Source organism: Lentibacillus sediminis, assembly GCF_002763455.1.
Lineage (GTDB): Bacteria > Bacillota > Bacilli > Bacillales > Amphibacillaceae > Lentibacillus_D > Lentibacillus_D sediminis_A.
The window spans coordinates 303,678-327,691 of record NZ_NIXK01000003.1 but is presented as its reverse complement, the minus strand read 5'-3'; the positions used below and the strand labels follow the sequence as shown (position 1 = coordinate 327,691).

Annotated in this window: 27 protein-coding genes and 1 other annotated feature; of the genes, 10 read left to right on the top strand and 17 right to left on the bottom strand. The window is 43.7% G+C overall.

The window, feature by feature from the left end; genetic code table 11:
- Positions 1–18 precede the first annotated feature (18 nt).
- Positions 19–828, bottom strand: coding sequence for an NAD kinase (locus tag CEG13_RS08770; RefSeq protein WP_100011491.1), 810 nt, complete (start codon positions 826–828; stop codon positions 19–21).
- Positions 829–849: 21 nt separating this feature from the next.
- Positions 850–1,458, bottom strand: coding sequence for a GTP diphosphokinase (gene yjbM / locus CEG13_RS08765; RefSeq protein WP_100011490.1), 609 nt, complete (start codon positions 1,456–1,458; stop codon positions 850–852).
- 143 nt (positions 1,459–1,601) lie between these two features.
- Here yjbM and CEG13_RS08760 point away from each other — a divergent pair, with 143 nt between their 5' ends.
- The 4 genes from CEG13_RS08760 to CEG13_RS08745 all read left to right on the top strand — a co-directional run bounded on the left by CEG13_RS08760 (position 1,602) and on the right by CEG13_RS08745 (position 4,079).
- On the top strand, positions 1,602–2,186 hold the full coding sequence (locus tag CEG13_RS08760; protein ID WP_100011489.1) for a CYTH domain-containing protein: 585 nt from the start codon (positions 1,602–1,604) through the stop codon (positions 2,184–2,186).
- A gap of 96 nt (positions 2,187–2,282) precedes the next feature.
- Positions 2,283–2,669 carry a globin domain-containing protein gene (locus tag CEG13_RS08755; RefSeq protein WP_100011488.1) on the top strand — a complete coding sequence of 129 codons (387 nt, stop codon included), beginning with the start codon at positions 2,283–2,285 and terminating at the stop codon, positions 2,667–2,669.
- Positions 2,670–2,686: 17 nt separating this feature from the next.
- Positions 2,687–3,562 carry a ClpXP adapter SpxH family protein gene (locus tag CEG13_RS08750; protein ID WP_239984600.1) on the top strand — a complete coding sequence of 292 codons (876 nt, stop codon included), beginning with the start codon at positions 2,687–2,689 and terminating at the stop codon, positions 3,560–3,562.
- 313 nt (positions 3,563–3,875) lie between these two features.
- Positions 3,876–4,079, top strand: a complete 204-nt coding sequence (locus CEG13_RS08745) for a hypothetical protein (protein WP_100011486.1) — start codon at positions 3,876–3,878, stop codon at positions 4,077–4,079.
- 143 nt (positions 4,080–4,222) lie between these two features.
- On the opposite strand, the gene pepF is transcribed toward CEG13_RS08745, so the two are convergent.
- The 6 genes from pepF to CEG13_RS08715 all read right to left on the bottom strand — a co-directional run bounded on the left by pepF (position 4,223) and on the right by CEG13_RS08715 (position 11,712).
- A complete protein-coding gene (pepF, locus tag CEG13_RS08740; RefSeq protein ID WP_100011485.1) occupies positions 4,223–6,031 on the bottom strand; it encodes an oligoendopeptidase F in 1,809 nt (602 codons plus the stop codon).
- A 76-nt stretch (positions 6,032–6,107) separates the two neighbouring features.
- On the bottom strand, positions 6,108–7,310 hold the full coding sequence (locus CEG13_RS08735) for a competence protein CoiA (RefSeq protein ID WP_158234664.1): 1,203 nt from the start codon (positions 7,308–7,310) through the stop codon (positions 6,108–6,110).
- A 637-nt stretch (positions 7,311–7,947) separates the two neighbouring features.
- Positions 7,948–8,634, bottom strand: a complete 687-nt coding sequence (gene mecA, locus CEG13_RS08730; protein WP_100011483.1) for an adaptor protein MecA — start codon at positions 8,632–8,634, stop codon at positions 7,948–7,950.
- A gap of 423 nt (positions 8,635–9,057) precedes the next feature.
- Positions 9,058–9,453: a transcriptional regulator SpxA gene (gene spxA, locus CEG13_RS08725; protein WP_100011482.1), complete on the bottom strand. Its 396-nt coding sequence runs from the start codon at positions 9,451–9,453 to the stop codon at positions 9,058–9,060.
- A 358-nt stretch (positions 9,454–9,811) separates the two neighbouring features.
- On the bottom strand, positions 9,812–10,399 hold the full coding sequence (locus tag CEG13_RS08720) for a GNAT family N-acetyltransferase (RefSeq protein WP_100011481.1): 588 nt from the start codon (positions 10,397–10,399) through the stop codon (positions 9,812–9,814).
- A 155-nt stretch (positions 10,400–10,554) separates the two neighbouring features.
- Entirely contained in the window at positions 10,555–11,712 is a 1,158-nt protein-coding gene (locus CEG13_RS08715; protein ID WP_239984605.1) for a putative glycoside hydrolase, read from the bottom strand.
- Between the two features lie 342 nt (positions 11,713–12,054).
- Here CEG13_RS08715 and CEG13_RS08710 point away from each other — a divergent pair, with 342 nt between their 5' ends.
- Positions 12,055–12,315 carry a hypothetical protein gene (locus CEG13_RS08710; protein WP_239984599.1) on the top strand — a complete coding sequence of 87 codons (261 nt, stop codon included), beginning with the start codon at positions 12,055–12,057 and terminating at the stop codon, positions 12,313–12,315.
- Between the two features lie 97 nt (positions 12,316–12,412).
- Here the strand turns inward: CEG13_RS08710 and CEG13_RS08705 are convergent, their stop codons facing one another.
- The gene (locus tag CEG13_RS08705; RefSeq protein ID WP_100011479.1) at positions 12,413–12,670 is read right to left on the bottom strand and encodes a hypothetical protein; all 258 of its coding nucleotides are present in this window, start codon (positions 12,668–12,670) and stop codon (positions 12,413–12,415) included.
- Between the two features lie 146 nt (positions 12,671–12,816).
- Here CEG13_RS08705 and CEG13_RS08700 point away from each other — a divergent pair, with 146 nt between their 5' ends.
- Both CEG13_RS08700 and trpS read left to right on the top strand, forming a co-directional pair.
- Positions 12,817–13,722, top strand: a complete 906-nt coding sequence (locus CEG13_RS08700) for a nuclease-related domain-containing protein (RefSeq protein WP_100011478.1) — start codon at positions 12,817–12,819, stop codon at positions 13,720–13,722.
- 281 nt (positions 13,723–14,003) lie between these two features.
- Positions 14,004–14,179: a binding site (T-box leader), on the top strand.
- Between the two features lie 61 nt (positions 14,180–14,240).
- A complete protein-coding gene (trpS, locus tag CEG13_RS08695) occupies positions 14,241–15,236 on the top strand; it encodes a tryptophan--tRNA ligase (RefSeq protein ID WP_100011477.1) in 996 nt (331 codons plus the stop codon).
- A 46-nt stretch (positions 15,237–15,282) separates the two neighbouring features.
- On the opposite strand, the gene CEG13_RS08690 is transcribed toward trpS, so the two are convergent.
- The 6 genes from CEG13_RS08690 to CEG13_RS08665 form a co-directional block, all read right to left on the bottom strand.
- Positions 15,283–16,044: a YjbA family protein gene (locus CEG13_RS08690; RefSeq protein ID WP_100011476.1), complete on the bottom strand. Its 762-nt coding sequence runs from the start codon at positions 16,042–16,044 to the stop codon at positions 15,283–15,285.
- A gap of 76 nt (positions 16,045–16,120) precedes the next feature.
- A complete protein-coding gene (locus CEG13_RS08685; RefSeq protein WP_100011475.1) occupies positions 16,121–16,327 on the bottom strand; it encodes a YuzI family membrane protein in 207 nt (68 codons plus the stop codon).
- Between the two features lie 242 nt (positions 16,328–16,569).
- Positions 16,570–17,808, bottom strand: a complete 1,239-nt coding sequence (fabF, locus tag CEG13_RS08680) for a beta-ketoacyl-ACP synthase II (RefSeq protein WP_100011474.1) — start codon at positions 17,806–17,808, stop codon at positions 16,570–16,572.
- Between the two features lie 32 nt (positions 17,809–17,840).
- A complete protein-coding gene (locus CEG13_RS08675) occupies positions 17,841–18,779 on the bottom strand; it encodes a beta-ketoacyl-ACP synthase III (RefSeq protein WP_100011473.1) in 939 nt (312 codons plus the stop codon).
- 104 nt (positions 18,780–18,883) lie between these two features.
- Positions 18,884–19,846, bottom strand: a complete 963-nt coding sequence (locus CEG13_RS08670; RefSeq protein WP_100011472.1) for a BMP family ABC transporter substrate-binding protein — start codon at positions 19,844–19,846, stop codon at positions 18,884–18,886.
- A 94-nt stretch (positions 19,847–19,940) separates the two neighbouring features.
- On the bottom strand, positions 19,941–20,528 hold the full coding sequence (locus CEG13_RS08665) for a Rossmann-fold NAD(P)-binding domain-containing protein (protein WP_100011471.1): 588 nt from the start codon (positions 20,526–20,528) through the stop codon (positions 19,941–19,943).
- Positions 20,529–20,720: 192 nt separating this feature from the next.
- Between CEG13_RS08665 and CEG13_RS08660 the strand changes: the two genes are divergently transcribed.
- The gene (locus CEG13_RS08660; protein ID WP_100011470.1) at positions 20,721–20,897 is read left to right on the top strand and encodes a DUF2929 family protein; all 177 of its coding nucleotides are present in this window, start codon (positions 20,721–20,723) and stop codon (positions 20,895–20,897) included.
- 76 nt (positions 20,898–20,973) lie between these two features.
- Here the strand turns inward: CEG13_RS08660 and CEG13_RS08655 are convergent, their stop codons facing one another.
- Entirely contained in the window at positions 20,974–21,336 is a 363-nt protein-coding gene (locus CEG13_RS08655) for a hypothetical protein (protein ID WP_100011469.1), read from the bottom strand.
- A 105-nt stretch (positions 21,337–21,441) separates the two neighbouring features.
- Here CEG13_RS08655 and CEG13_RS08650 point away from each other — a divergent pair, with 105 nt between their 5' ends.
- Entirely contained in the window at positions 21,442–22,257 is an 816-nt protein-coding gene (locus tag CEG13_RS08650; RefSeq protein WP_100011537.1) for an undecaprenyl-diphosphate phosphatase, read from the top strand.
- A 114-nt stretch (positions 22,258–22,371) separates the two neighbouring features.
- Positions 22,372–22,860 carry a cyclic pyranopterin monophosphate synthase MoaC gene (moaC, locus tag CEG13_RS08645; RefSeq protein ID WP_100011468.1) on the top strand — a complete coding sequence of 163 codons (489 nt, stop codon included), beginning with the start codon at positions 22,372–22,374 and terminating at the stop codon, positions 22,858–22,860.
- A 98-nt stretch (positions 22,861–22,958) separates the two neighbouring features.
- On the opposite strand, the gene CEG13_RS08640 is transcribed toward moaC, so the two are convergent.
- Complete coding sequence (locus CEG13_RS08640; RefSeq protein WP_100011467.1) at positions 22,959–23,813, bottom strand: aldo/keto reductase; 855 nt, start codon at positions 23,811–23,813, stop codon at positions 22,959–22,961.
- Positions 23,814–24,014: the final 201 nt, after the last annotated feature.

The window sequence follows — 24,014 nt, the reverse complement described above, 5'->3', positions numbered from 1 at the left end:
TTGCCTTCTCCCCTGTCATCACCCGCCATGTTTATCATCAGACACGAATGATTCACGGACCCTGTGCCAGAATGGGAATGGCCGAAATCTGGCAAAACGGACCCGTTCTTTCGCTACCCGGCACTGAATCGACTTTACATTGTTGAAATTAGCGGTAAAATGATCAATCGAAATCAAGAAGCTCTTTTCCACCATGGGCTTTAATAAACAAGTATGATGACTCGGCAAAATCAGCGGGGAGCCAATCGTACGGAAAACCCGGTTGTTAATCGAGGCCATTTCCGTCAGCTGGATCGCTTCAATCGACGGGTGGATGATCCCGCCGCCGAGAGCCTTGTTGTAGGCCGTGCTTCCCGACGGGGTAGAGATACACAGGCCATCCCCGCGAAATGTTTCGAAATGTTCTCCTTTAATTTCCACATCAAAAACGACCGAACCTTCCGATGTCTTGATCATCGACTCATTTAATGCGAGAAACCGCTCTTCTTTCTCCCCTGACTGCGGCCGGATGATCACTTCAAGCAGCGGGTATTCCACAATCTGAAACGGGGTTTTGGCTATTTCGATGATCAGCTTTTCTACTTCATTCGGCGTCCAGTCTGCATAAAAACCCAAATGCCCGGTGTGCACACCGATAAAAGCCGTGGATTTCAGGCAATGCACATAGCGGTGGAAAGCCTCCAGAAACGTCCCGTCCCCGCCGACTGAGATGCATAACTCCGGCTTTTCGTCGTCATATTCCAGACCAAATTCCAGCAAATACTGTTTCATCGTTGCTTTGATTTTATTCGACCGTTCATCCCCTTTGGATACAATCACAAACTTCATGTGTGCGCCTCCCTTTGTTCGTTATTTTCGGTGAAAAATCCGCTGCGCCTCCTGGACTTCATTTTTTATCTTGGACATTTCTTCATCCAGTTTGAATGCCGCCTCGGCTGCACGCTGCAGTCTTTCCTTAATTTCCGCTGGTATTCTTCCTTTGTATTTATAGTTCAAAGAATGTTCATTCGTGGCCCAGAAATTCATCGCCAGTGTGCGGATTTGAATTTCCGCAAGAATGACCCGCATGCCATCAATCGTTTCCACCGGATATTCAATAATCATATGATATGAGCGGTAGCCGCTGTCCTTTTTCCGTGATACATAATCCTTTTCTTCTAAGATCTTCATATCATTGCGGTTTTGCAGCATATGTACAATGGTATAGATGTCGTCAACAAACTGACAAACCACGCGGACCCCTGCGATATCCTGCATTTCCTGTTCAATGTTTTTCAACGGAATTTGCCGTTTTTCCGCCTTCTCCAGAATACTGGCGACAGGCTTTACCCTTCCTGTTATAAATTCGATCGGAGAATGTCTTTTTTCGTGCTCGAATTGCGCCCGCATTCCTTTCAGCTTTACTTTTAGCTCCTCGACCACTTGTGAATACGGAGTAAGCATAACGTCCCAGTTCACAATCAAACACCACCTGTTTCAATCAATTCATCCTTATTTTACCACATCAGAGTGAAATGGCTAATTATTGCATATCTACCCTATCTTCCCCATAATGAACAATAACCCTTACCAACGGGCTAAATTTATCAAGGGGAATGAAAATGACACAGGAAATTGAGATAGAATACAAAAATTTACTCACAAAACAGGAATTTGACCGCCTGCTACATGGCATTCCTTTTCCGGAGCATGGCAAAACACAGACAAACTATTATTTTGAAACGAACGATTTCCAACTGAAGGCACATGGCAGTGCGTTGCGCATCAGAGAAAAAAACGGCGATTTCCGGCTGACCTTAAAACAGCCCCACCCGGATGGACTCTTGGAAACACATGATGAACTGACCGAAGATGAAGCAAGGAAGTGGCTGGATGGACAGATATCCTCCAAAAGCAACACGGAAAAACAGCTGTGGGAGCTCGGTATTTCTCCTGGCGATCTCCTACTCTACGGCAGTCTGAAAACCGAGCGTCGGGAAACGTCACCATCTGATCAGGTGCTCCTTGTCCTGGATTACAGCACCTATAATGGGCAATTTGATTTTGAGCTGGAGCTTGAGGCGACCTCTGCTGCAGCCGGGAAGCAGGCATTCCAATCCCTGCTGAAGACCTACAATATACCGGAACGCGAAACACCAAACAAGATAAAACGATTCTTTTTTTCGCTGGAAGACTCATCCAGGTGAAAATCAGATCAGTTGCCCATCCTGGTCGACGTTGCTAAAATTGTACTATAACACATTTAAAGGGAGGTCATTCGTCCCGATCAAGGAGAATAATTGATGATCAAAAATGAGCATGGCACAATCTACGAAGCAATTGGCGGAGCTCCGGCAATCTATCGGCTTGTCACTGCCTTTTATAAACGGGTAGGGGAACATCCGAGTTTGAAGCCCATTTTTCCGGAAGATTTAACAGAAACCGCCAGGAAACAGGAGCTGTTCTTAACCCAGTTCTTCGGCGGCCCCAGATTATATGAAGAAGACAGAGGCCATCCTATGCTGAGAAGGCGGCATCTGCCGTTTCCGATCACCCTGGAACGAAGGGATGCATGGCTGGACTGCATGCAGGAAGCGTTAATAGAAGCAGAAATCAACGAACCATACCGTTCCGCGATATACGAAAAACTAACCATGACAGCAAATCATATGATGAACACCCCAGAATAAAAGAAAGGAGAATCGATGTGCGTGGGACTCAAGCAAACACATCGCCTAAATATAGTTTTTTCGACCTTTTGCAGAAACCGGTGGAAATGTACGTTTTCATCGACCCGCTCTGCCCCGAATGCTGGTCGCTGGAACCATACTTGAAGAAGCTGTCAGTAGAATATGGAAGATTTTTTACGATACGGCCAATTGTCAGCGGCCAGTTGGCAACATTAAATAAAGATCAGTTTGATAAACCGAGACGAATGAGGGACATTTGGGAAACGACCGCCAAACGGACGGGGATGAGCTGTGACGGGGATGTATGGATGGAAAACCCGGTCTCCTCCCCGCGCAATGCCTCCCTCGCCATCAAAGCAGCGGAGCTTCAAGGGAAACGAGCAGGCAGAGTCTTCCTCCGCAGAATGCAGGAGAACGTCTTTCTCAAAAAGAAAGACATCTCTGATGAAAATGTATTAATCCAGTGTGCAGAAGAAGCCAATCTGGATATTGATGAATTTGATCAGGATTTATATTCCGATTCAGCAAAAAAAGCGCTGCAATGCGATCTGAAGCTGACACAGGAGATGGAAGTTGATTACATTCCTACCATCGTGTTTTTCAATCAGTTGGTGGAAGAAGAGGGAATTAAAATTTCCGGTCTTTATCCATATGATATTTATGTACGTGTTTTATCCGAAATACTGCGGAAAACCCTAATCCCATCAGAGAAGCCTCCACTGGAAGACTTTCTATCTTTTTACGGAACGGTTGGGAACAAAGAAATCTCCGTTGTCTATGATTGGTCTGCAGCAAAAACGGAAAGAGAAATGAAAAAACTTCTGCTCAAGCAGAAGGTCCAGCGAATTCCCGTGAAATACGGGTCGTTCTGGAAATACATTTCGGAAATGTGATGATATATTTTAGGATGAATCGATATGATTCATCTTTTTTTATGGGAAAATGTAAAAAGAGTATAAAAAATAAAGGATACACGGGGCAGCGTGTATCCTTTATCTCTCTCTTTGTATCTTAACAAAGGGGGATGGGAGAAAGTTTCATGATCAAACAAAGGGGTTTTGTTTGTATTGAACTTACATTTTAATAATAACAGGTGGACTGAAAGCTTTCAATAAGTATGTGCGCAGTTTCACAAAAATGTCACTTCTAATTCAAAATTTCGCTACATATTATCTAATACATCGACTAGGAAGAGGAGTGAAGACCATGAAAGATATGCTTCCTGTGCTCTTTTTCACCCTGACATTGGTTGCCCTGTTTTTGAATTTACTTGGATTGATGAACCTGATTCCTTTATATGTTACTTTGCCGCTTTTATTTATTTCCATCTTCCTGACGCTTCATTCCTTTACACACAGAAATGCCTACCGTGGAATGAAAGGTGGAGTTCGGGCGCGGAAATCGAATTGATTTTTTGCCTATAGGGGTGTTTCAACTTTAGGGAGCGAGAACTTCAACCCAGACAGAAAACATCAACAGCTCAAGAGCACCCAGCCAAACCACCACAACAAAGGGCAAGCCACGTTGGCTTGCCCTTTCATCTATTCATTTAATTAGCCCAGAAGTCTTTCCATTTCTTCCAGCTTTTCTTCAAAAACAGCTAATGCATCAAGGATTGGCTGTTTGGATGTCATATCCACGCCAGCTTTTTTCAATACTTCAATTGGATAATCGCTGCTTCCTGACTTCAGGAAATCGAGATAGCGATCGACCGCTCCTTCTTCACCGGACAGAATGTTATTGGCCAGTGCGGTTGCAGCAGAATAACCAGTTGCATACTGGTACACATAATAATTCATGTAGAAATGTGGAATCCTCGCCCACTCCAGACCAATTTCCTCATCTGAAACAACCGCTTCCCCATAATACTTCTTGTTCAGATCATAATATATTTCCGTGAATTTTTCTGCGGTTAACGCTTCCCCGTCCTGCATCCGTTTATGAATGTCATGCTCAAATTCAGCAAACATCGTCTGACGGAACACGGTCCCTCGGAATCCTTCCAGGAAATGATTCAGTAAAAAGAGTTTCTGTTTTTCATCTTCCAGGTTATTCAGCATGTAATCATTCAGCAGTGCCTCATTGGTGGTGGAAGCTACTTCTGCTACGAAAATGGAATAATTCCCATACCGGAACGGCTGCGTAAAAGTTGAATAATAACTGTGCACAGAGTGTCCAAGCTCGTGGGCCAGCGTAAATGTGTCGTTCAACCCGTCCTGCCAGTTCATTAGAATGTATGGATTCGTGCCATAGGAGCCGGAAGAATAGGCTCCGCTCCGCTTACCTTTGTTTTCTTCCACATCAATCCATCGGTTGTTGAATGCCTGATCCAGGATTCCCTGATAATCCTCACCGAGCGGTGTTAGCCCTTTTTGCACATAATCCTTCGCTTCTTCATACGTGATGTCCATATCGACATCCTTTACTAGCGGTGTGTACAGATCATACATGTGCAGCTCATCCAGCTTCAACACTTTTTTGCGCAGTTCGATATAGCGATGCAGCAGCGGTAATTTTTCATTCACTGCCTCCACCAAGTTTTCATAAACTTGTTCCGGAATATTGTTATTGTCCAGGGCAGCCTCTCTTGCCGATTCATATTTACGAACTTTTGCGGAGAAATTATGGGTTTTCAGACCTCCGCTAAGGGTTGAGGCAAACGTATTTTGGAATTTGCCGTACGTTTCATACATTGCTTTGAATGCCTCTTCCCGCACACGGCGATCTTTAGAATGCAGGAAGCCCTGATACCTTCCGTGCGTGAGATCAACTTTTTCTCCATCTTCATTGGTTATCCCCGGGAATGTCAAGTCCGCATTATTCAACATACTGAAGGTTTGTGACGGTGCAGACAATGCCTCACCCGCTTCTGCCAGCAATACCTCCTCCTTTTCACTCAGGATATGTGGGCGCTGCCGGGTGATTTCGTCCAATGCTTTCTCATACAGCTTCAATTCATCTTTTTCCTCAACAAAACTCTTTAATTTGCCCTCGTCCATCGCGAGGATTTCCGGCACGATATAGCTCATGGCACTTGAAGCCTGTGTCAGTACATTTTCCGCCTGTGCATTCAGTCCCTGATAAAACGAATTGGTCGTGTCCTGATCATACCGCATGTGAGCATATGTAAACAGTTTGCCCAACCGCTCCGATAATTCGTCCTGCAATTGCAACAGCTCATACAGTGTATCCGCTGACTCGTCAAGTTTCCCCTGGTATTGCTCCACCTGGGGAATATCCGCTTTCAAACTTGCCAACTCCTTTTTCCAATCTTCATCGGTAGCGAAAATATCTTCCAGTTTCCATGTTTTCTCTTCTGGCAGTTCACTGCGTTTCGGCAATTCTTTTGCTGTTTTAGCCACAAAAATTCCTCCTTTATATACTAATTCGATATTTTTTCTAAAATACCTTCTTCCACTATAATTTTAGTATAACGAATTAGCCCTCATTCATGCCCGCAATTTGTCTGGAAGCAGGAGCAATCAGCTGATTCATTGCCACTGTGTCACCTTGGATAGCTTCATCGATTGTCTGGTAAAAGGAAATGGAAGTAAGTTTACGAAAGGTATGCTCATCCAGAGATTCAAAAATGCCCAGCTGGGTCAAAACTTGAAGATATTCTGCGGCTGGATTTCCAGGAGATTTTATTAATGGGTAAAAGGAAGGCTGGTATCTGTAGCGCTTTAAATAATTTTCACAGGCACGGACAGTTATCGTTGCGCCGGGTAAGAGTGGATCGAGACGTTCAAGCAGAAGCCTGCTTTGCCATTCCCACGGGGGCCTTTTCATCCATATACCGGAAGCTACCGGCAGATGAACCGCAGATGGAAGCTGTTCGGGATGCTGGCCTTTTAAGTAGATCCACTGCTGCCATTCCAATGCCTTTCCATGCAGCTGATTTATCGGTTTCATCCGGAATTTGTGTTTTTCTTTTTGCCAATGCTGAAAAACATCCTGTTCAGGAAAAGACCGGGATGCCAGAAGCAAATCTTTGATTGTAATTTTGTCTAATCGCCTAACAGCTAATGTGCCGAATGCCTGATTAGAACCTGTTGGAATGATGTTGCGGAAAGTAATCATCTTGAGGGTATAAGCACAGAAGAAATACATGGTCAGCGGATAATCGGCAGAGTAACTGTGAATATAGGGGAGCAGCGACCGATCCAGTTTTATATGCCTACTTGATTTCCTCGTCAGACGGTTTTCCCCGAGGATCCAAATTGGAGTAATTCCTGCTTCCTGATAGCCTTGATTCCGCCTGTTTACTAGTTCATTAGGGATGCGGGCACACTGGTATTCAATCGCAATACGCCGTCCGTTCAGTCTGAGCAGAATATCCGGCCGCTGGCTGATGTCCGGCAGATAAGCCTCCAGTTCCGCATCAAGTCCTTGATGGGTCAGCCATTTGTAAAGGAAAAGCTTACCCTGGGCATGATAGGCACCTTCCCCGCCCTCCGATGATGGACAAACACCTGCCGACTTATGAGCAAAATGGGGCGTCGTTAATCGCCCTGCTTTCATCATTACCTGCTGCCCGCAGGATGGACAATAAAATTCCCTTCCTCTCAGCCGCCCCAGTTCCTCTCTTTTCCGGGTGGCTGGTGTAAATAATGTTCCTTCTTTCGTTTTTGCTTGAAGCAATTTACTTTCACCTCCGTAAATAACTATTCGACGGAGATCGGGAAAGTCCTGCTTTTTTATGTATCTTTTTTTAAAAGGATTCGTAAGTTTTGTTGCTTATTTATTTCGTAGTTGATGGAAACTGTGACGTAATCCACCGCCCACAGTTGCGAAAATACCTGCGACAGAGTGCTCGTTGATTTCCGCTGCGGGCATCCGCTTTCCGCGGGCACGGCTTCAGCCTCGGGCTAACAGGATGTTAGTCATGAAGGCGTTGCGACAGGACGTCGCGATTTTAGCCTTCCATCCTTTGCCACTTCCTGCGGGGTCTTCAGACTCGTGCTTTCCCGCAGGAGTCGGACGCCCTCCGCTCCAATCAACCATCAAAAGTGTATTGTTGTTCTTTTAAATTTAGCAAGCAGTTAAGACGCAAACCACATCAGTCAGCGGAAGAAATACCCCGAGACTCCTGCGGGATGGTAAGCATAGGTGAGACCCCACAGCGCGACAGCGCGAGGAGGCTCACCAGCCATCCGCGGAAAGCGAGGGGTATTTCCGGAGCGGTGGATTAGTTCGCAGTTTACAGATTTTGTCAAAAACAACATTCAATTAGAAAACAGCCTTAAAAAAAAGAGACACCCTGACGTTTGCAGAGTGTCTATACTTGAACCGGAAAGTGAGATCTGACTTGGGCGAACGTGTCCATTTCAAAAATCTTCTTCCCGTATTCTTCAAGTAAATGAATGGTTACATCGGAATCATTGGCAAATTCCAGAACCTGGCTGATAAAGTTTTCCTGGAGATTATCATCCAACAGATCCGGTGAAAACTCCAAGAACAGATAATAGTCATTTTTGTAAGAGTAAAGGGTCTCTTCCGCACTCCCTGTAAAGTCTTGCAAATAATGGCTTAATTGGATTACGTCCTCAAAATCATCGAAGTTTACGATAATCCACATGTTTTCCTCTTTCAATTCCTCATCATCATCTTCTTCTTCATTCTTCCCATACTTATCTTCCAACATATTTTCTATTTTTTTGTCAACTGGCACATCAACGGTCTCCCCGTCTCCGGTCGGCAGTTCGATGTTTTCCCCGTCTTTGGACATCTGTGCCTTGGTTACGACAATTTCCAGCCCCTTATCAAGTGCCTGAACCTGGATCCAAAGCGGTCCCTCAACGGTGAAGTCCTCTTTGTAGTTGACTTCATCCATCATTTGCCAGAATAATTGCTCACTGCGCTCCCGGTTATACCAGATTTCTTCGCGCTCAAATCCGCGATCCTCAATATCAATATACGAAATATAAAATTTGACAGTATTCTCATTAACTCTTTCAATCTCCATGAATTTTCTCTCCCCTCTGGAATGGTCGGTTGGAAGAGTTGCCCTTACCTTTTATCTGAATCGTCATATACAGGTTTTACTATTCATTACCCGGTATACGGCTCGTTTAACCATTCATCTTCTATTTCTATTCCTATTGTATGATAAATTATTCTGTTTTGGAAATGAATATGCCTATACAGATTAATATTTTAACGTATATCAGGCTGCTTGTCACTAGAAAAATTAGGTTATCGTCAAATATTCGTGTTGCGTTTATCCAAAAGAGGACCTTTTCGTCCCTGTCGAATACCGTCCAGAAAAGACACAGGAACAGCAAAAACGCAGACCTCTTCACGGGATCTGCGTTTCTTTATTTAGCAGGCTATGTCTGCCTGTCAAAGTAACCAAAGCTTCCGGGAAGCTTTATATTTATATCAAACGTTAGTTGACCATCCGCTGCGCCTCGCGCAATTGGAAGGTACGAACCGTTCTTGGAAGGAAACGGCGTATTTCATCTTCGTTATAGCCGACCTGGAGACGTTTCTCGTCAAGGATAATTGGCCGTCTCAGCAGTCCCGGATTATTTTGAATCAAATTAAACAAATCTTTTAAAGGCAACTGGTCGATATTGACATCCAATTTTTGAAAAACCTTTGATCTGGTGGAAATGATTTCATCTGTTCCATCCTCTGTCATTCGCAGAATTTCCTTAATCTCATCCAAAGTCAGGGGCTCGGAAAAAATGTTGCGTTCCGTAAACGGAATATCGTGCTCTTCCAGCCACGCTTTTGCTTTTCGGCATGATGTACAACTTGGTGAGGTATAAAGTGTTACCATTTAAACTTCACTCCTCAATTCTGTAATGGGTATTTTCATAAACATTGAACAACTTATCAATTTAAAATAAGTTTAATTAACCCTATATGTAAATTATACTACATTTGTCAAACGAACGGTAGAGGATTCCCTAGAAAAATTAGGTTATTTTCAAATGTTTATAAATGATTAGGTTTAATGTTAAGTTACCCCATTCCATTATCAATTAAACCTTATATCTGAAAAAACCCCAAAAAAGTGCAATCGTTTTACTTGAGACTTCTCAGGAACGGGCTCGTCACTCCCTTCCATTCTCATAAAGTATTCCCCGAACCAAATAAAATAAACACGACACCTTCCAAGAGGCATCGTGTTATATTTATTTTGGAGCCGCTATATTCTCAAGAATATTTTTTCGCTTGGAGTCTTCATCGTAGCTTAGCACTTCATCCACGGACTGGTAAGACTTCCCGTACAATTCTTCATCTTTATACGTATGAATCATTTCATACATTTTTTTCATCTGTTCATAAATCATCTCTTCGGAATCATCATTTGGAGACCAGTATAATATCTCCATCGGCGTTTCTTCATTGGTGGCCAGGGAACGGCGGTTGTAGCCGATGGAGTGGGCATGGCTAAATCCTTCTCTGCGGTAAAAATGCAGGCGCTTCTCCGAGTCCGTATCTTCATAATCGACTGGCTCTACTTCCAGGATGATCGGCTTATTCTTTTCTTTCAGCTTTTCAATCAGCTGATGGCCAACACCCTGCCCTCTTGTCTTGGCGGAAACCCATACATAATCAATGAAGATAAAGGTATCAAATTCCGCATACATCAACACATGCTGCGGACTTTCATCTTTATAATAAATATCGCCTTTCTCTTCCAGGAGCATTTCCATATGCTCCCTGGACTTCATTTCTTCCACTGGAAAGTACTTTTGCAGTTTTTCATACCAATTCATTAATCTGCTCCTTCGTTTTCGTAGTCGCTTTTAATTATAACGAATATGGAAAAGGTTGTTAAATACGGTTAAAGCGCATCCTACCCTAATTATGTCCAAATACACCGGAATCATGAAAAAAAGCAGACCTTCCTTTAGGAGGATCTGCTTTTATCTTATTTTCCTTCCAAATAATCCACATTCTCTGTATACGTATTTCCTGCATTCCATAACAGGTATTCTTCAATCCCATTGTCGTAGAGGGCGCGGATTTGTGCTTCCACTTCTGCTTTTCCGTACTGGAAGGTTGGTCCGCTGTACAGCCAAGGTGCTTCAAAATCCTGAATCCATGGACGGGAAGTCGGTGGGTCCTCCAGAGCGCCAAGCACTTCATTTTCCACCTTCGCATATTCGTTCACCAGATTGTACGGCTCGGTGTCCGGCTTTTCAATGCCGAAGTAAGATGTCCAGTGACTTGGATAAATCATCGAAGAAATAACATCGACATTTGATGAGATTTTAGAGAAATTCTGGCCGATGCCCGGCGCTTCTTCAATCGTGGCCGCATAGCCAAAGATATCAACGGAAACATCCACATCATAATACTCCAATTCTTCGTGTGCATATTCGACAAAATCAGTCACTGCCTCAACCCGGCGCTTAACATTGCCCTGATCGGAATCGGCATAGTCGCCTTGTGAATATTCCAGCTCATCATCCCGATGCTCAAAGCCTTCCGGGAACCGAACATAATCGAATTGGATATCCTGGAATCCCATTTCTGCAGCCATTTTGGCAATTCCTACATTATATTCCCATACTTCTTTTTCAAACGGATTGACGAATGCTTCACCTTTGCCATTCACCCAAACCTCGCCGTTTTGCTGGAAGGAAAGATCCGGACGCTTCTCTGCAAGCACACTGTCTTTAAACACAACAATCCTGGCAATTGGGTAAATTCCTTTTTCTTCAAGGACGCTCATCATTTGTTCCGGATCATCGATATAATTCATTGCAATATCCGCATAAGGCGAATCTTCATCAGGAATAAATGTTAAATTCCCGTGATCCTCTTTCACATCAATGACCATCGAATTCAATTCCGTTGTTTCAACTAAATTGACCAATTCCTCAAAACGACTGCCCCCAGCCGAATGACCTGTCACATAAATACCTCTTACAGCATCAGGATACTCGAAATCATAACCCGAATCGTAAACGAAGCGTTGCATTTGCGCTGACGGATCCAAAAGCTCAATACTTGTCTGTCTTTCCACATGAGAACTCGCCGTCTGCACTTGTTCCCCGCTGGCGCTCACACTCACCGGTATCATCATGGCAACGAGGAGAATAAAGCTTATGTATACGAAAATCAGGGGATGCTTTTTCACCATTCCTATCAGTCTCCAATTCTTATGTATTAAATCTAGTATAGCGGAAACAGGCCGATTTTTGAATAGAATTATCCACTTTTGTCGATTTTTTTATTTTCTGCTTAAAGTGTTTATTTATGATCAAATTAGGTCCCACTCCGACTGGATATCAGGGTGGTGAAAATCTTGCTCTTTTTATACTTTTCGTTTTGCAAAAAAATATACAGCTTCACTGCGGTAATGATTCAAGTGTCTATTTTTTCTGGAAATATCGTATACTTGAGAAAGGTAGGGTGTGAGGTGATGGGCTTGAAGAGAATGAACATGGAAGATCTTGACCAATGGTTTGATAAGAAGAAGATCGAAACAGAGCGGAACATCACAAGAAACCGCACTTCTGAAAGACAGATCCGCAACCGCGAACCAGATGCCGAGGAACAGCTCATCCTTTATAAACTTTGTAAAAAACGCTGGGAAAAGGCAGAACAAGAAGGCAAAATAAAATATCTTTCCAAACGGAAGTGGATTTGGTTTCGATTGAGGAAGCGAAAGAAAAACTTTTAAAGCTGTACCCATGGCTTACTCCGGTAAAAGAACAAGATGATGACCCTTTAATTCTTTAGCGGGATAACGTTGAAATGGAAATAACCCCTGCCAATAATTACAGTGAAAAGCTCATTCTCACCGCATAATCAATTTCATCCATATTATCACTCCTAGAAACTAAACTCCTATCCGATATATGCGGGAAGAAGTTTTTCGATACAATCGCATGTTTATACTCTGTCTGCATCAAATTAATCGCATGATCCAATGCTTGCAGTAGTTTCTGCTCTTTTTCCGTCTCCCCTGCTAATGCTGTATCGGGAGAATACAGAGAGGAATAAAAGACAATGATTGCAGGATTTTTATCTGTCATAAATTTCCATGACTCCTCTGCGGCACGGGCAGCAAATATGCGGATCTCAAGCGTTTTATCCTGTAATAAAGCCTTCACATCGTTATCATTTCATTTATTTAAAATTTACAATATAATAGATTTAAATTCTATAAAGGGTGTGGATTATGTTTTACAAGCCTCGTACCAAACCAAAAGCATTAGTAATCCTCGATTTATTAGACAAACGAACGGATTTAACCGGAAAGGATAAGCAGCATTATTTAAACCTGAAAAAAGGTTATGAAGGAGAAATGTTATTTGATACCTTCACAGAAAAACTGCAATGCGACTGCTTGATTCTAAACGATTTATTACTCGAGATTAATAATACTACCTTTCAAATTGATGCCTTAATTATTGTACAAGGCAAGATTCATTTTTTTGAAGTAAAAAACCATGAAGGTGATTATTATTACCAATCAGACAAGCTATTTAAGAAACCCAAGCTAGAAGTCCTTAACCCGCTGGATCAATTGAGTAGAAGCGAGTCATTACTTCGACAGTTACTCCTTAGCCTCAGCTTCACCCCTCATATTGATGCTTCAGTTGTCTTCATTAACCCCAACTTCACCTTATACCAAGCCCCTCTGGACAAGCCCTTAATTTTCCCAACACAAGTCAATAGGCATATGGATCATTTAAATAAAATACCTGCAAAACCAACGGTACAACATAAAAAACTTGCTGATCAACTATTGACCTTGCACAAAACTGATTCTCCTTACAGCAAGTTACCTTCATATGATTATGAGCAAATACAAAAAGGGATTACTTGTTCAGAATGCAAATCGTTTTCTGTTACAGTTGAGAAAAGAAAATGTGTTTGCGGCGTATGTGGTTATAGGGAGTCAGTAACAAACGCTGTATTAAGAACCATTAAGGAATTTCAGGTTCTATTCCCAGATAAAAAAATTACGAGCAATATCATTCATGATTGGTGCATGGTGGTAGAATCAAAACGTGCGATAAGAAGAATTTTAGCAGATAATTTTAATGCTGTAGGAAAACATCAGTGGACGTATTATGAGTGATAATGAGTACGCGATTGAGAGGGTTTCCTCGGCATTCGTGTCTTCATCCCTTTAATGAGCGCAGGAATGAGAGGCATTCTTCCGCGTTCGTGTCTTCATCCCCTTAATGAGTGCACGAATGAGAAGATTTCCTCCGCATTCGTGTCTTCTTCCCATTGATGAGTGCACGAGTGAGAAGATTTCTTCCTCAATCATACACTCATCCACTCAATAAGCAACCAACCGGACCTTTCCCCCTTGCAATTTCCAAACAAACTATATATAATAATAAAAACTCAATAACAACAGCAATGAAAAAGGCGCAGTACTTTTTACCCACTGATTTATAGAGAGCTTGTGGCTGGTGAAAACAAGCATCAAGGTAAATTGGAATTGGACTTTCGAGCTGATTAACTTTTAAAGCGATTTTGCAGCTGCAGAATAATTAGGGTGGCACCGCGGTTCATTCGTCCCTGTTTTCGAGGGATTAATGAGCTTTTTTTAATGCAAAAATAGTTAAGAAAAATGGAGGAAGCAAAATGAAGACAATTTTTTCAGGCATTCAGCCGAGCGGAACACTGACGATTGGGAATTATCTTGGTGCGCTCCAGCAATTCGTTCAATTACAGGAAGAGGAAAACTGCTACTTCTGTATCGTGGATGAACATGCGATTACCGTGCCTCAGGATCGCCTGAAGCTGCGCAACAATATCCGTTCCCTAGCAGCATTGTATTTGGCATCAGGCATTGATCCGGAAAAATCCACGCTGTTTATTCAATCGGAAGTACCTGCCCACACGCAGTTGAGCTGGATGATGCAGTCAATCAGCTATATCGGGGAACTGGAACGGATGACGCAATTTAAGGATAAATCTGAAGGGAAAGAAGCAGTATCTGCCGGTCTCCTGACCTACCCGCCGTTAATGGCCGCTGATATTCTGCTGTACAATACCGACCTGGTCCCTGTCGGTGAGGATCAGAAACAGCATTTGGAGCTGACAAGAAACCTGGCACAGCGCTTTAACAATAAGTTTAATGATATTTTTACCGTGCCGGATGTCAGCATTCCAAAAGTTGGCGCACGAATTATGTCTTTGCAAGAACCAACGAAAAAAATGAGCAAATCGGATGAAAATGAGAAAAGCTTTATTTCCATGCTCGATGAACCGAAAAAGATCGAAAAGAAAATCAAGAGTGCCGTCACGGACTCGGAAGGCATCGTGAAATTTGATAAAGAAAACAAGCCGGGGATTTCCAACCTGTTGACTATCTATTCCAGCTGCACAGGAGAATCCATTGCTTCTCTGGAAGAAAAGTATAAGGGTAAGGGATACGGAGAGTTTAAGCAAGGAACGGCTGATGCTGTGCTTCAGGTTCTTACGCCTATTCAAGACCGTTACCAGGAGCTAATCGAATCTGAAACGCTTGATGAAATTTTAGATCAGGGTGCAGAGAAAGCGTCAATAACCGCAAACAGAACGCTCGCCAAGGCGAAAAAAGCAATGGGACTTGGTCGGGTGAAAAAGAAAAAATAAACATAAAAGCTGGGCACCCGAAATTCAGATGGCCCAGTTTTTGTTTCTACTTTAATTTAGATGTATTGGTTTCCCGTCCGTTCTCCATTTCATACATTTTTTCCAGAAATGGCTGCCCTTTAATGAGTTTGGCGCAAAGTTCTTCATGTGCCAGACTCCACCCATCTTTCAACCCGCTGTATAAGGCATCCCATACGCGTTCTTCATTCATATATCGAATGTAAGGATAATTTTTCGGATCCCATTCGGTCAGCCAATACCTCAGCTCTTCCAGGTTGTTTGCCGTCCGCAACTGGTCAAGTCCCATCATGAGCAGATGTTTCAGCTGCCGTTCTTTTCTTGTCAGGCCGAATACCATCTCCGGCGGCATGGAAAGCATGTGGTATTCCTTTTCATATTCTTCGCCGGTAAAGCTAAATGACTGCGGCTTGGTTTTCTTAATCATATCAAAGACTAGCTGCTCCTGTCTGGGGATCAGTCGGCTTTTTCGTACAGGAATTTCGTAGCCAATGGTGTCCATGGCCATGACGTCATTCCCATTTGTGACCACACAGGCATAATCGAGCACCGATCTGTCCTGCCCTTTTCTTGTGTAGGCACGCCGGTAAACCACGTCCAACAGGGGTTTTGGGAGTTCACTCATATCATTTTCAATGTAATCAAACAGCGCTTCTGTTATGTACAACAATGGTGTCTGGTCCAGCAGTTCGATTTTATCCTCTTTCCGCCACTCATGAAAATGACAGACACTATAGCCATTTTCTTCCCCTTCAAACCAATTCACCCAAACATCATGCAGATACAACATAATTCAACCCTCGCTTTAAAACCAATTTAGAATACATTATGACCAACATGAAAAAAAATATTCTAATGGAGTTAAATTATGGATGATTTGGATAGCTGTAAATCGCGATTGCCATAATTACAAATCCCACCGGCAAAAAGTAGCATTCCGGTCTTCCTTGGATAAAAATAAAGTAATCCATCCAGGACACCCCTGCCGGCAGAAAATTTAAATAGGCGATCAACGTCACCCCTCCAGTAACCGACAGACCAAAGCCAATTAAAAATAAAAATATATATCCCATCTTTTACCACCCTTGTCCAAGCTCTATTAATCTATAATTATGCTTGTCCAGGGGGAAAGATGAATGATTTGGGTGAGAGTAGGGCTGAGCACTTGAGTTGAGGTGTGAACTCGCTTGGCGGGGCGTGCGGGCCGCTCTACTTTGCCATCAACTCGCTCGATCCTCCGTTCTCTCCCTTCCCCATACATCACAAAAGGCTGCTCCCCACTTTTTCAAGCGAGAGCAGCCTTCCAACAAAAACATTATTCATATTTCTTAAAAACTAGAGCTACGTTATGTCCGCCGAACCCAAGCGAGTTGCTGAGGACGACATTGACATCCTGTTTGCGTGCTTCATTTGGCACATAATCGAGATCACAGTCCGGGTCTGGTGTCTCGTAATTGGTCGTCGCAGGGATGATCCCGTCATGGATGGCTTTCACGGAAATAACTGATTCAATTCCGCCGGCAGCTCCAAGCAAATGACCGGTCATCGATTTGGTCGATGAGACAGCCAGCCGGTTGGCATGGTCGCCGAATACCGTTTTTATTGCGGCAGTTTCAAATTTATCATTTAGTTCCGTGCTCGTTCCATGGGCATTGATGTAATCCACTGCGTCGGCATTAAGCCCTGCATCATCAAGGGCATGCTGCATGGCGCGCGCCGCTCCTTCTCCATTTTCCGCAGGGGCGGTGATATGATAGGCATCCCCTGTTGCACCATAACCGACAATTTCGCCATAAATATGTGCGCCGCGTTCCAGCGCGGTCTCCAATGTCTCGAGAATGAGTATACCGGAGCCTTCACCCATAACAAATCCGTCGCGGTTTTTATCGAACGGCCGGCTTGCAGAATTTGGATCTTCATTCAAGGACAACGCTTTGGCAGAAGAAAAACCGGCAAATGCCATATTGGAAATCGGCGCCTCGGTTCCGCCGGCAATGATATAATCAGCATCACCGCGCTGAATTGCTTTATATGCATCCCCGATCGAATTGGCTCCGGATGCACAGGCGGTTACGGTACAGGAGTTAATTCCTTTTGCTCCCAACTGGATCGATACTTGACCTGCAGCCATGTCCGGGATCATCATCGGCACAAAGAACGGGCTGACCCGTTTCGGCCCTTTTTCCAACAGTTTTTTATGCTGATCTTCCCATGTCTTCATGCCGCCAATACCGGAACCGATCCAGACACCAACACGGTTTGCGTTCTGCTCATCAATCGTCAGGTTTGCATCCTCGACTGCCATTTTCGATGCTGCAACCGCATATTGGGTGAAAGGGTCCATCTTCCTGGCATCTTTCTTATCCATATAATTGGTTGGGTCAAAATCTTTTACTTCCCCCGCGATTTTTGCCGGGAAATCATCCTTGTTTACTTTGGTGACAAAATCAATGCCGGATTTTCCTGCCGTAATATTTTCCCACAATGTTGCGGTATCATTTCCCAGCGGTGATACTGCGCCAAGCCCTGTGATCACTACTCTTTTCGCTTCCATAAGCTACTCCTCCTATTACCATTGATAGCTTTTTACCGGCCCCAGCGGAGAGCTACCGCACCCCAGGTTAAACCGCCGCCGAACCCGACTAATACGACTAAATCATTATCTTTAATTTTACCATCTTTTACAGATTCCGATAAAGCAATTGGTATAGATGCTGCGGATGTATTGCCATATTTCTTCACAGATGTTGCCATTTTGTCTTCCGAAATCCCAAGACGTTCTCTAGCAGCCTCCATGATACGCATATTTGCCTGATGGGGGATTAGATAGTCGACATCCTCTTTATTGAAGCCGATTTTCTCTACCACATTGACGGAGGATTCCGGCATCTGTCTGACCGCAAATTTGAAAACTTCCCGGCCATTCATTTGCAAATGGTCGTCTTTATCCTGATAAAGATGCTTGCCGCCGCTTCCATCAGAGCCCAGTTCAAAGGATAAGATTCCCTTCCCGTCCGAAACATTGCCGATGACAGCAGCTCCTGCCCCGTCTCCAAACAACACACAGGTGCTGCGGTCGGTCCAGTCGGTAATTTTCGAAAGCTTTTCCACACCGATGACCAGCACATGCTGATAGGCATTCGTATCAATAAACTGTTTCGCAGTTATCATGCCATACATGAAGCCGGAACATGCAGCACTCACATCCATTGCTGCGGCTTTGGTCGCTCCCAGACGGTCCTGCAGCAGATTGGAAACGGACGGAAACGGGGTGTCCGGGGTAACCGTGGCGACCAAAATCAGATCAATGTCGGCCGCAGCCACTCCCGCCTCCTCCAGGGCACCAAGTGCGGCCTTATATGCCATGTCAGAGGTATCCATATCATCCGGTGCATATCTTCGCTCCTCTATCCCGGTTCGGCTGCGGATCCATTCATCACTCGTCTCCACAATCTTTTCCATATCTTTGTTGGTCACAACGTTCTCTGGCACATAATGGCCCGTTCCCAATACACCAGCGCTCATGTTTCCATCCCCTTATATCAAATGTTAATATCAATCTTTATGACTTGGTACTAATTTTAATGTATAAAAAGCTATCTGGCAACTCCGAATGAATATTCCCCTGCTTATTCCTGATTTGGCAATAGCCCGGTTTCTTTATAATCCTCTATTTCCTCATGCAGCATTTCCTGATAGCTTGGCGGCACATTTGGACTGAATTCCCCAAGAGAAATAACATCATCCTGAAAATCAAATGTCATCACACTGCCACTGAGCTCTCCATTGTTAAACTGTTCAGCAGCCTGGACATAGAGCTTGTCCACATGCTGCACTGTGCTCGTAAGGACCCTCCGCTCAGAAATATCGGACTGATCACTTACATATCCAATTGCATAAATTTCATCTTCTGCAGCCTGTCTGACAATCTCTTCACTAAATGCGTCGCCGACCGGATAAAATACGTCAACGCCATTTTCCCTCATCTCTCTGTAGGCGTCCATTGCAGTCCGGGAATCATACCAGTCATTGACGAAATTGATATGCACCTCGGTAGAAGGGCTCTGATAGTTCACCCCTTCAAAAAACCCCTCAATTTCCGGCTGCCATTCGAAGGCGGCAATGATGCCAACATCGTCATTAGAAGAAGCCCTTCCTGCCATCATCCCGGCAAAAAAGCCCATCGCATGGGAGTCGAAATTCATACTGGTCACATTATCCGCTACATAGGCTCCGTTAAAATAGACAAAATGGACATCCGGATAGACTGTGGACAACTCCGCAAAACTATTTCCATAACTGCTGCTTTGCCCAAATATCAAGTTGACACCATCCTGCACGAATTCAGCCACAGCATTACGGACTTCCTGCTCGGAACGAACATTTTCTTCATAATAAACATCCACTTCATACGTTTCTTCTATTTCCTGCAGTCCTTGATAGCCCTTTTCCGCAAAAGGATCATCAATCGATCCGTCTGTAAGCATTCCAACATTCTGGATCTCTCCTGCATTTTCAAAATAACTGCAGCCGGCAAGAACCAGCAATGTGACGACCAGCAAAAAAGCTGCCTGAATATACTTCACCATCATGCACTCCATTCCCGATCACAAGTTTTGCTCTTATTATAATTGTATCGTTATTTTAGATGAACAACAATATACAGCTTGTATGATTTCCTTAAATTTAATAAAGTCCTTTGTACTGCTGATAATGTGACTGAAGTGTCTTTAACGAACGCTCAATAGGTCTATTGTTACGGAGGAATAGCAAATTTTCAAGTTTTTCACCTTTCCGAGAAGGATCCAGGATGATTTCCTCAGGCAGTTTTTTCGCTTTTAATAATTGCAGAAGCCCTTTTGCCGCATCTTTAATATCCACCGCTCCCTCCCGAAATTCTTGAGAAGCAAAGGAGATGAACTCCTCCCCCTGATAAAAGCCTTCCTCCTGCATCGGTATCCATTCGCCAAAGAGGTACGGAATGTATACTGGAATCACACGGGAACCTTTTTCCCGGCTGCCATTGATCACGAAAATCCGCTCAGCTTCCACTTCCTCAGGCACCCTGTCCCGTCCGGCAATCACAGCGGCATCATATTTTGTTTTGGTATTAGTCTCGGTGAAAGTAAAGTTGCTGTTTCTTGCAAAAAACATTTCAAGATGCTCGTTTTTATTCTCTCCCCTGACGCCGTCCACTTGATAATCATTTTCCAGGAGTGCATTAGTAATATGAAACCCTATCCAATGGCTGCAATCCGCTACAAGAATTTTCATAATCCCCCTCCTCACTAACGGGATGAAATAATGCTTTTATTTTCGAACCGGTTTTGGTAAAATATATTAGAACCTTAGAACAAACATGTTAGAAAATTAATTGTACTTACGCAGCCGGAAAGTATTTATATTTCTAACCTGCCTAAAAAACCTATTTCTCAAAATCAGATAAAGAAAAAATGGGGTGTAACAATGAAGTACTTGATGACCATTCTCTGGGCGTTCCTGATCAGCATGGCTATATCTTATGTATTGGTAAGTATGAGCGGCGATCCATTCGTCATACAGGATACGCTGATTCTGGCAGGAATTATGTCCATCGCTGTTTTTGTACTTGGTGGCGCACTGGAACAGAAGAATGCACAATAAGTTTAAAGACCCTTGCCTTCAACCAATGAAAGGCAAGGGTTTCCATTTGTGTGATTGATATGTGGGTACCCTGAGATTAATACCACGGCAAGGCGCTTATTGCAGTAAGGGCAGCTAGCGGCAGAATGAGTCTGCTGAATCTTCGTGGCCTGCCATAGCCGTAACCCGGATAACCGTAGCCCGGATAGCCATATCCGTAGCCACCATAACCAAATTGCCGATGTTCCGGATAGTGGTGGTTGTGCTCGGGATAGTGATGGCCATTCCCATAAAAGTCCTGGTGTTCATTGTTTGGTACAGCCATATAAACATTTTCATCATCAAGCCCAGTAATAATCCCGTCGAAATGGGAGCCATCTTCCATCTCGGCAAGGACATAGGAATGCATATGCTTTTTGCATAATTCGTATATATGATGGTAGTTATGCTTTCTTTCCATTTTCCAACCTCCTCACGATCTAGACTATTCAACCAGGTCGGGGATGGTGATTTGTCCCGGATGGAAAATGAATGAAGCCTTAGTGGAGGAGATATCGTGGAAAATATGACAGAATTAGTAACATTAATCCAGTATTTGATCCTGGGAATTGTACAAGGCATCACCGAACCAATACCGATTTCATCAAGCGGCCATCTTGTTATCTTCCGTGAGCTGTTCGGAATTGATAATATGGAAGGTCTCTCCTTTGAGATATTTGTAAATTTCGCTTCCCTTTTGGCGGTCCTGCTGATTTACAAAGAGGACATTTTCCGGCTGATCGTAAACGGGTATACCTACATAACCAAACGGGATGAGAAAGCAAAAAGCGACTTTCAGTTCATTATTTACCTGGTGATTGCCACCATTCCGGTGGGCGTGATTGGCCTATTATTCGGGGATGCGATTGGGGATGCATTAAGCGGCACGAATGTCGTCGGCTTCACCTTGCTGATTACCGCAGCAGCTGTCTGGATGATCCGTAACTTGCGCGGGCGCAAAAATGACGGCGATTTGACGACTAAAGATGCTGTGATTGTCGGCTTTGCCCAAGCGATTGCCGTGACACCGGGGATCAGCCGCTCCGGTGCCTCGATTGTAGCTTCCATGATGACAGGGATGAAGCAGGAAACCGCGCTGCGTTTTTCCTTCCTGCTATATATTCCGGTAAGTCTGGGGACAACCATTCTGGAAGTGCCTGATTTCATTGGCACCCCACAGTTTGCCGAAATGCTGATCCCGAATCTGATTGCCTTTATTGCGGCGTTCATTGCAACTTATTTTGCGCTGAGATGGTTTATGAATATCATGGCTAAAGGAAACCTTCGCTATTTTTCCTATTACTGTGTCATCGTCGGCGTGCTCGTTATTTTATTTTTGTAAAAGAAAACTTGGCTTGTCGCTAACTTTGGGGCGACAAGCCTTCGTTTCATTTAAGCAGCAGTTTAAACCTTGGCTGCTGTTTAAATATAAAAAATCGCAAGGAGGCAGCATACAATCTCAGACCTAACCCATTTCAATCAGGACGGCAGAGCAAAAATGGTGGATATCACGGAGAAAAAGGAAACATCACGAAAAGCAGTTGCCCATTCCAGTGTGGAGATGAGTGAGACAGTCTATGAAAACATCGTTCAGCAAAAGAACAAAAAAGGCGATGTATTGGCAGTTGCCCAGGTGGCCGGGATCATGGGAGCAAAACAGACATCCTCGCTGGTACCGATGTGCCACCCGATTCCGATTAGCGGAGTCGACCTTTCCTTTGATTGGATTCCGCTGGAAGAAAACAAATATGAGCTGGCAATTACAGCAGAGGTCAAAACTGTCGGCAGCACCGGTGTCGAGATGGAAGCATTGACGGCCGCCTCCACCGCTGCACTGACTGTGTATGATATGTGTAAAGCCGTGGACAAGGCCATGGTTATTGGGCCCACCTATCTGAAAGAAAAAAGTGGTGGGAAGAGTGGGGATTATAAGCGGAAACAATAAGAAACACAGCCTGGTGCGGGCTGTGTTTCTTCATTTTTAAAGCTATTCTTATACCAGGAACGGACCGAATACAATACGATGTTCATATAGTGGCCTGTCTATACATATTCATGATATTCGTTGGGGTTCTGCCCTTCTACACGGCCGGCTTCCCCTTTATCCAGTGAATCAATTGTTTCAATATCCTCAGGGGCTAATTCAAAGTTGGTACTATTGATATTATCTTTTTGATGCATTGGATTACTCGATTTTGGAATAGTAAATACGCCGGCCTGATAGTTCCAGTTTAAAATAATCTGTGCAGGAGTTTTACCGTATTTATCTGCAATTTCTTTAATGGTGGTATTTTCCAGCACGTCATTCAGATAACCCCGGCCAAAAGGGCTCCAGGCTTCCGTAAGAATACCCCGTTTTTCATTTTCTTCCACCATACGGTTATTATTAAAATACGGATGACGCTCTACCTGGTTTGTAGCAGGAGTCACACCTGTTTCTGCGATAATGTTGTCCAGATGTTCCGGTTCAAAGTTTGAAACACCGATGGTTCTGATTAATCCTTGTTTTTGAGCATCCACTAAAGCCTTCCAAGCTTCTACATATTTGCCGTCTTTGGGATTCGGCCAATGAATTAAATACTTGTCAAAATATTTTAATCCAGTGCGGCGTAAAGATTCTTGAATAAAGATAAACGCCTTATCGTATTCATGGTAAGAGCCGGGCAATTTCGTACTGACTAAAATTTCTTCTCTTGGCAGTGCGGACCTGCGCACTGCTTCACCAACAATACCTTCATTGTCATAGTTTGTTGAAGTGTCGATTAAACGATAACCTGTGTTTAAGGCGTTTAAAATTTCAAATGTCCCCTGATCACCATTAATGCCGATCGTGCCTAATCCCACAAGGGGAAGCACTGAGCCATCATTTAGAATAAAACTGTTATTATCCACAGTCAAAATCTCATCTCCTTTTAAATCTTTGTAATGTAAGTTGAGAATGACAGAAAAAGATATTTCCCTTCACGTCTGACAATATGAAATCACCAGACTGTCTTAACCAAACAGTGGTACCGGTCAAAAAGCTCGCGGTCAATCCTCAAGCTCAGGTCACATTACCATTATTTCATGTTTTTATCTCTCGTCTTGAGATGTCCATAA

Excerpts from the sequence above, each read along its gene's own strand:
- mecA (WP_100011483.1), bottom strand. The coding sequence starts at position 8,634 with ATGGAGATTGAAAGAGTTAATGAGAATACTGTCAAATTTTATATTTCG.
- spxA (WP_100011482.1), bottom strand. The coding sequence starts at position 9,453 with ATGGTAACACTTTATACCTCACCAAGTTGTACATCATGCCGAAAAGCA.
- CEG13_RS08690 (WP_100011476.1), bottom strand. The coding sequence starts at position 16,044 with ATGTTGTATCTGCATGATGTTTGGGTGAATTGGTTTGAAGGGGAAGAA.
- CEG13_RS08705 (WP_100011479.1), bottom strand. The coding sequence starts at position 12,670 with ATGACAGATAAAAATCCTGCAATCATTGTCTTTTATTCCTCTCTGTAT.
- CEG13_RS08745 (WP_100011486.1), top strand. The coding sequence starts at position 3,876 with ATGAAAGATATGCTTCCTGTGCTCTTTTTCACCCTGACATTGGTTGCC.
- CEG13_RS08755 (WP_100011488.1), top strand. The coding sequence starts at position 2,283 with ATGATCAAAAATGAGCATGGCACAATCTACGAAGCAATTGGCGGAGCT.
- CEG13_RS08660 (WP_100011470.1), top strand. The coding sequence starts at position 20,721 with ATGAAGTACTTGATGACCATTCTCTGGGCGTTCCTGATCAGCATGGCT.
- CEG13_RS08700 (WP_100011478.1), top strand. The coding sequence starts at position 12,817 with ATGTTTTACAAGCCTCGTACCAAACCAAAAGCATTAGTAATCCTCGAT.
- CEG13_RS08715 (WP_239984605.1), bottom strand. The coding sequence starts at position 11,712 with ATGATACCGGTGAGTGTGAGCGCCAGCGGGGAACAAGTGCAGACGGCG.
- CEG13_RS08655 (WP_100011469.1), bottom strand. The coding sequence starts at position 21,336 with ATGGAAAGAAAGCATAACTACCATCATATATACGAATTATGCAAAAAG.
- fabF (WP_100011474.1), bottom strand. The coding sequence starts at position 17,808 with ATGGAAGCGAAAAGAGTAGTGATCACAGGGCTTGGCGCAGTATCACCG.
- CEG13_RS08685 (WP_100011475.1), bottom strand. The coding sequence starts at position 16,327 with ATGGGATATATATTTTTATTTTTAATTGGCTTTGGTCTGTCGGTTACT.
- CEG13_RS08710 (WP_239984599.1), top strand. The coding sequence starts at position 12,055 with ATGGGCTTGAAGAGAATGAACATGGAAGATCTTGACCAATGGTTTGAT.
- CEG13_RS08720 (WP_100011481.1), bottom strand. The coding sequence starts at position 10,399 with ATGAATTGGTATGAAAAACTGCAAAAGTACTTTCCAGTGGAAGAAATG.
- CEG13_RS08665 (WP_100011471.1), bottom strand. The coding sequence starts at position 20,528 with ATGAAAATTCTTGTAGCGGATTGCAGCCATTGGATAGGGTTTCATATT.
- CEG13_RS08770 (WP_100011491.1), bottom strand. The coding sequence starts at position 828 with ATGAAGTTTGTGATTGTATCCAAAGGGGATGAACGGTCGAATAAAATC.
- CEG13_RS08670 (WP_100011472.1), bottom strand. The coding sequence starts at position 19,846 with ATGATGGTGAAGTATATTCAGGCAGCTTTTTTGCTGGTCGTCACATTG.
- CEG13_RS08650 (WP_100011537.1), top strand. The coding sequence starts at position 21,442 with ATGACAGAATTAGTAACATTAATCCAGTATTTGATCCTGGGAATTGTA.
- CEG13_RS08675 (WP_100011473.1), bottom strand. The coding sequence starts at position 18,779 with ATGAGCGCTGGTGTATTGGGAACGGGCCATTATGTGCCAGAGAACGTT.
- trpS (WP_100011477.1), top strand. The coding sequence starts at position 14,241 with ATGAAGACAATTTTTTCAGGCATTCAGCCGAGCGGAACACTGACGATT.
- CEG13_RS08760 (WP_100011489.1), top strand. The coding sequence starts at position 1,602 with ATGACACAGGAAATTGAGATAGAATACAAAAATTTACTCACAAAACAG.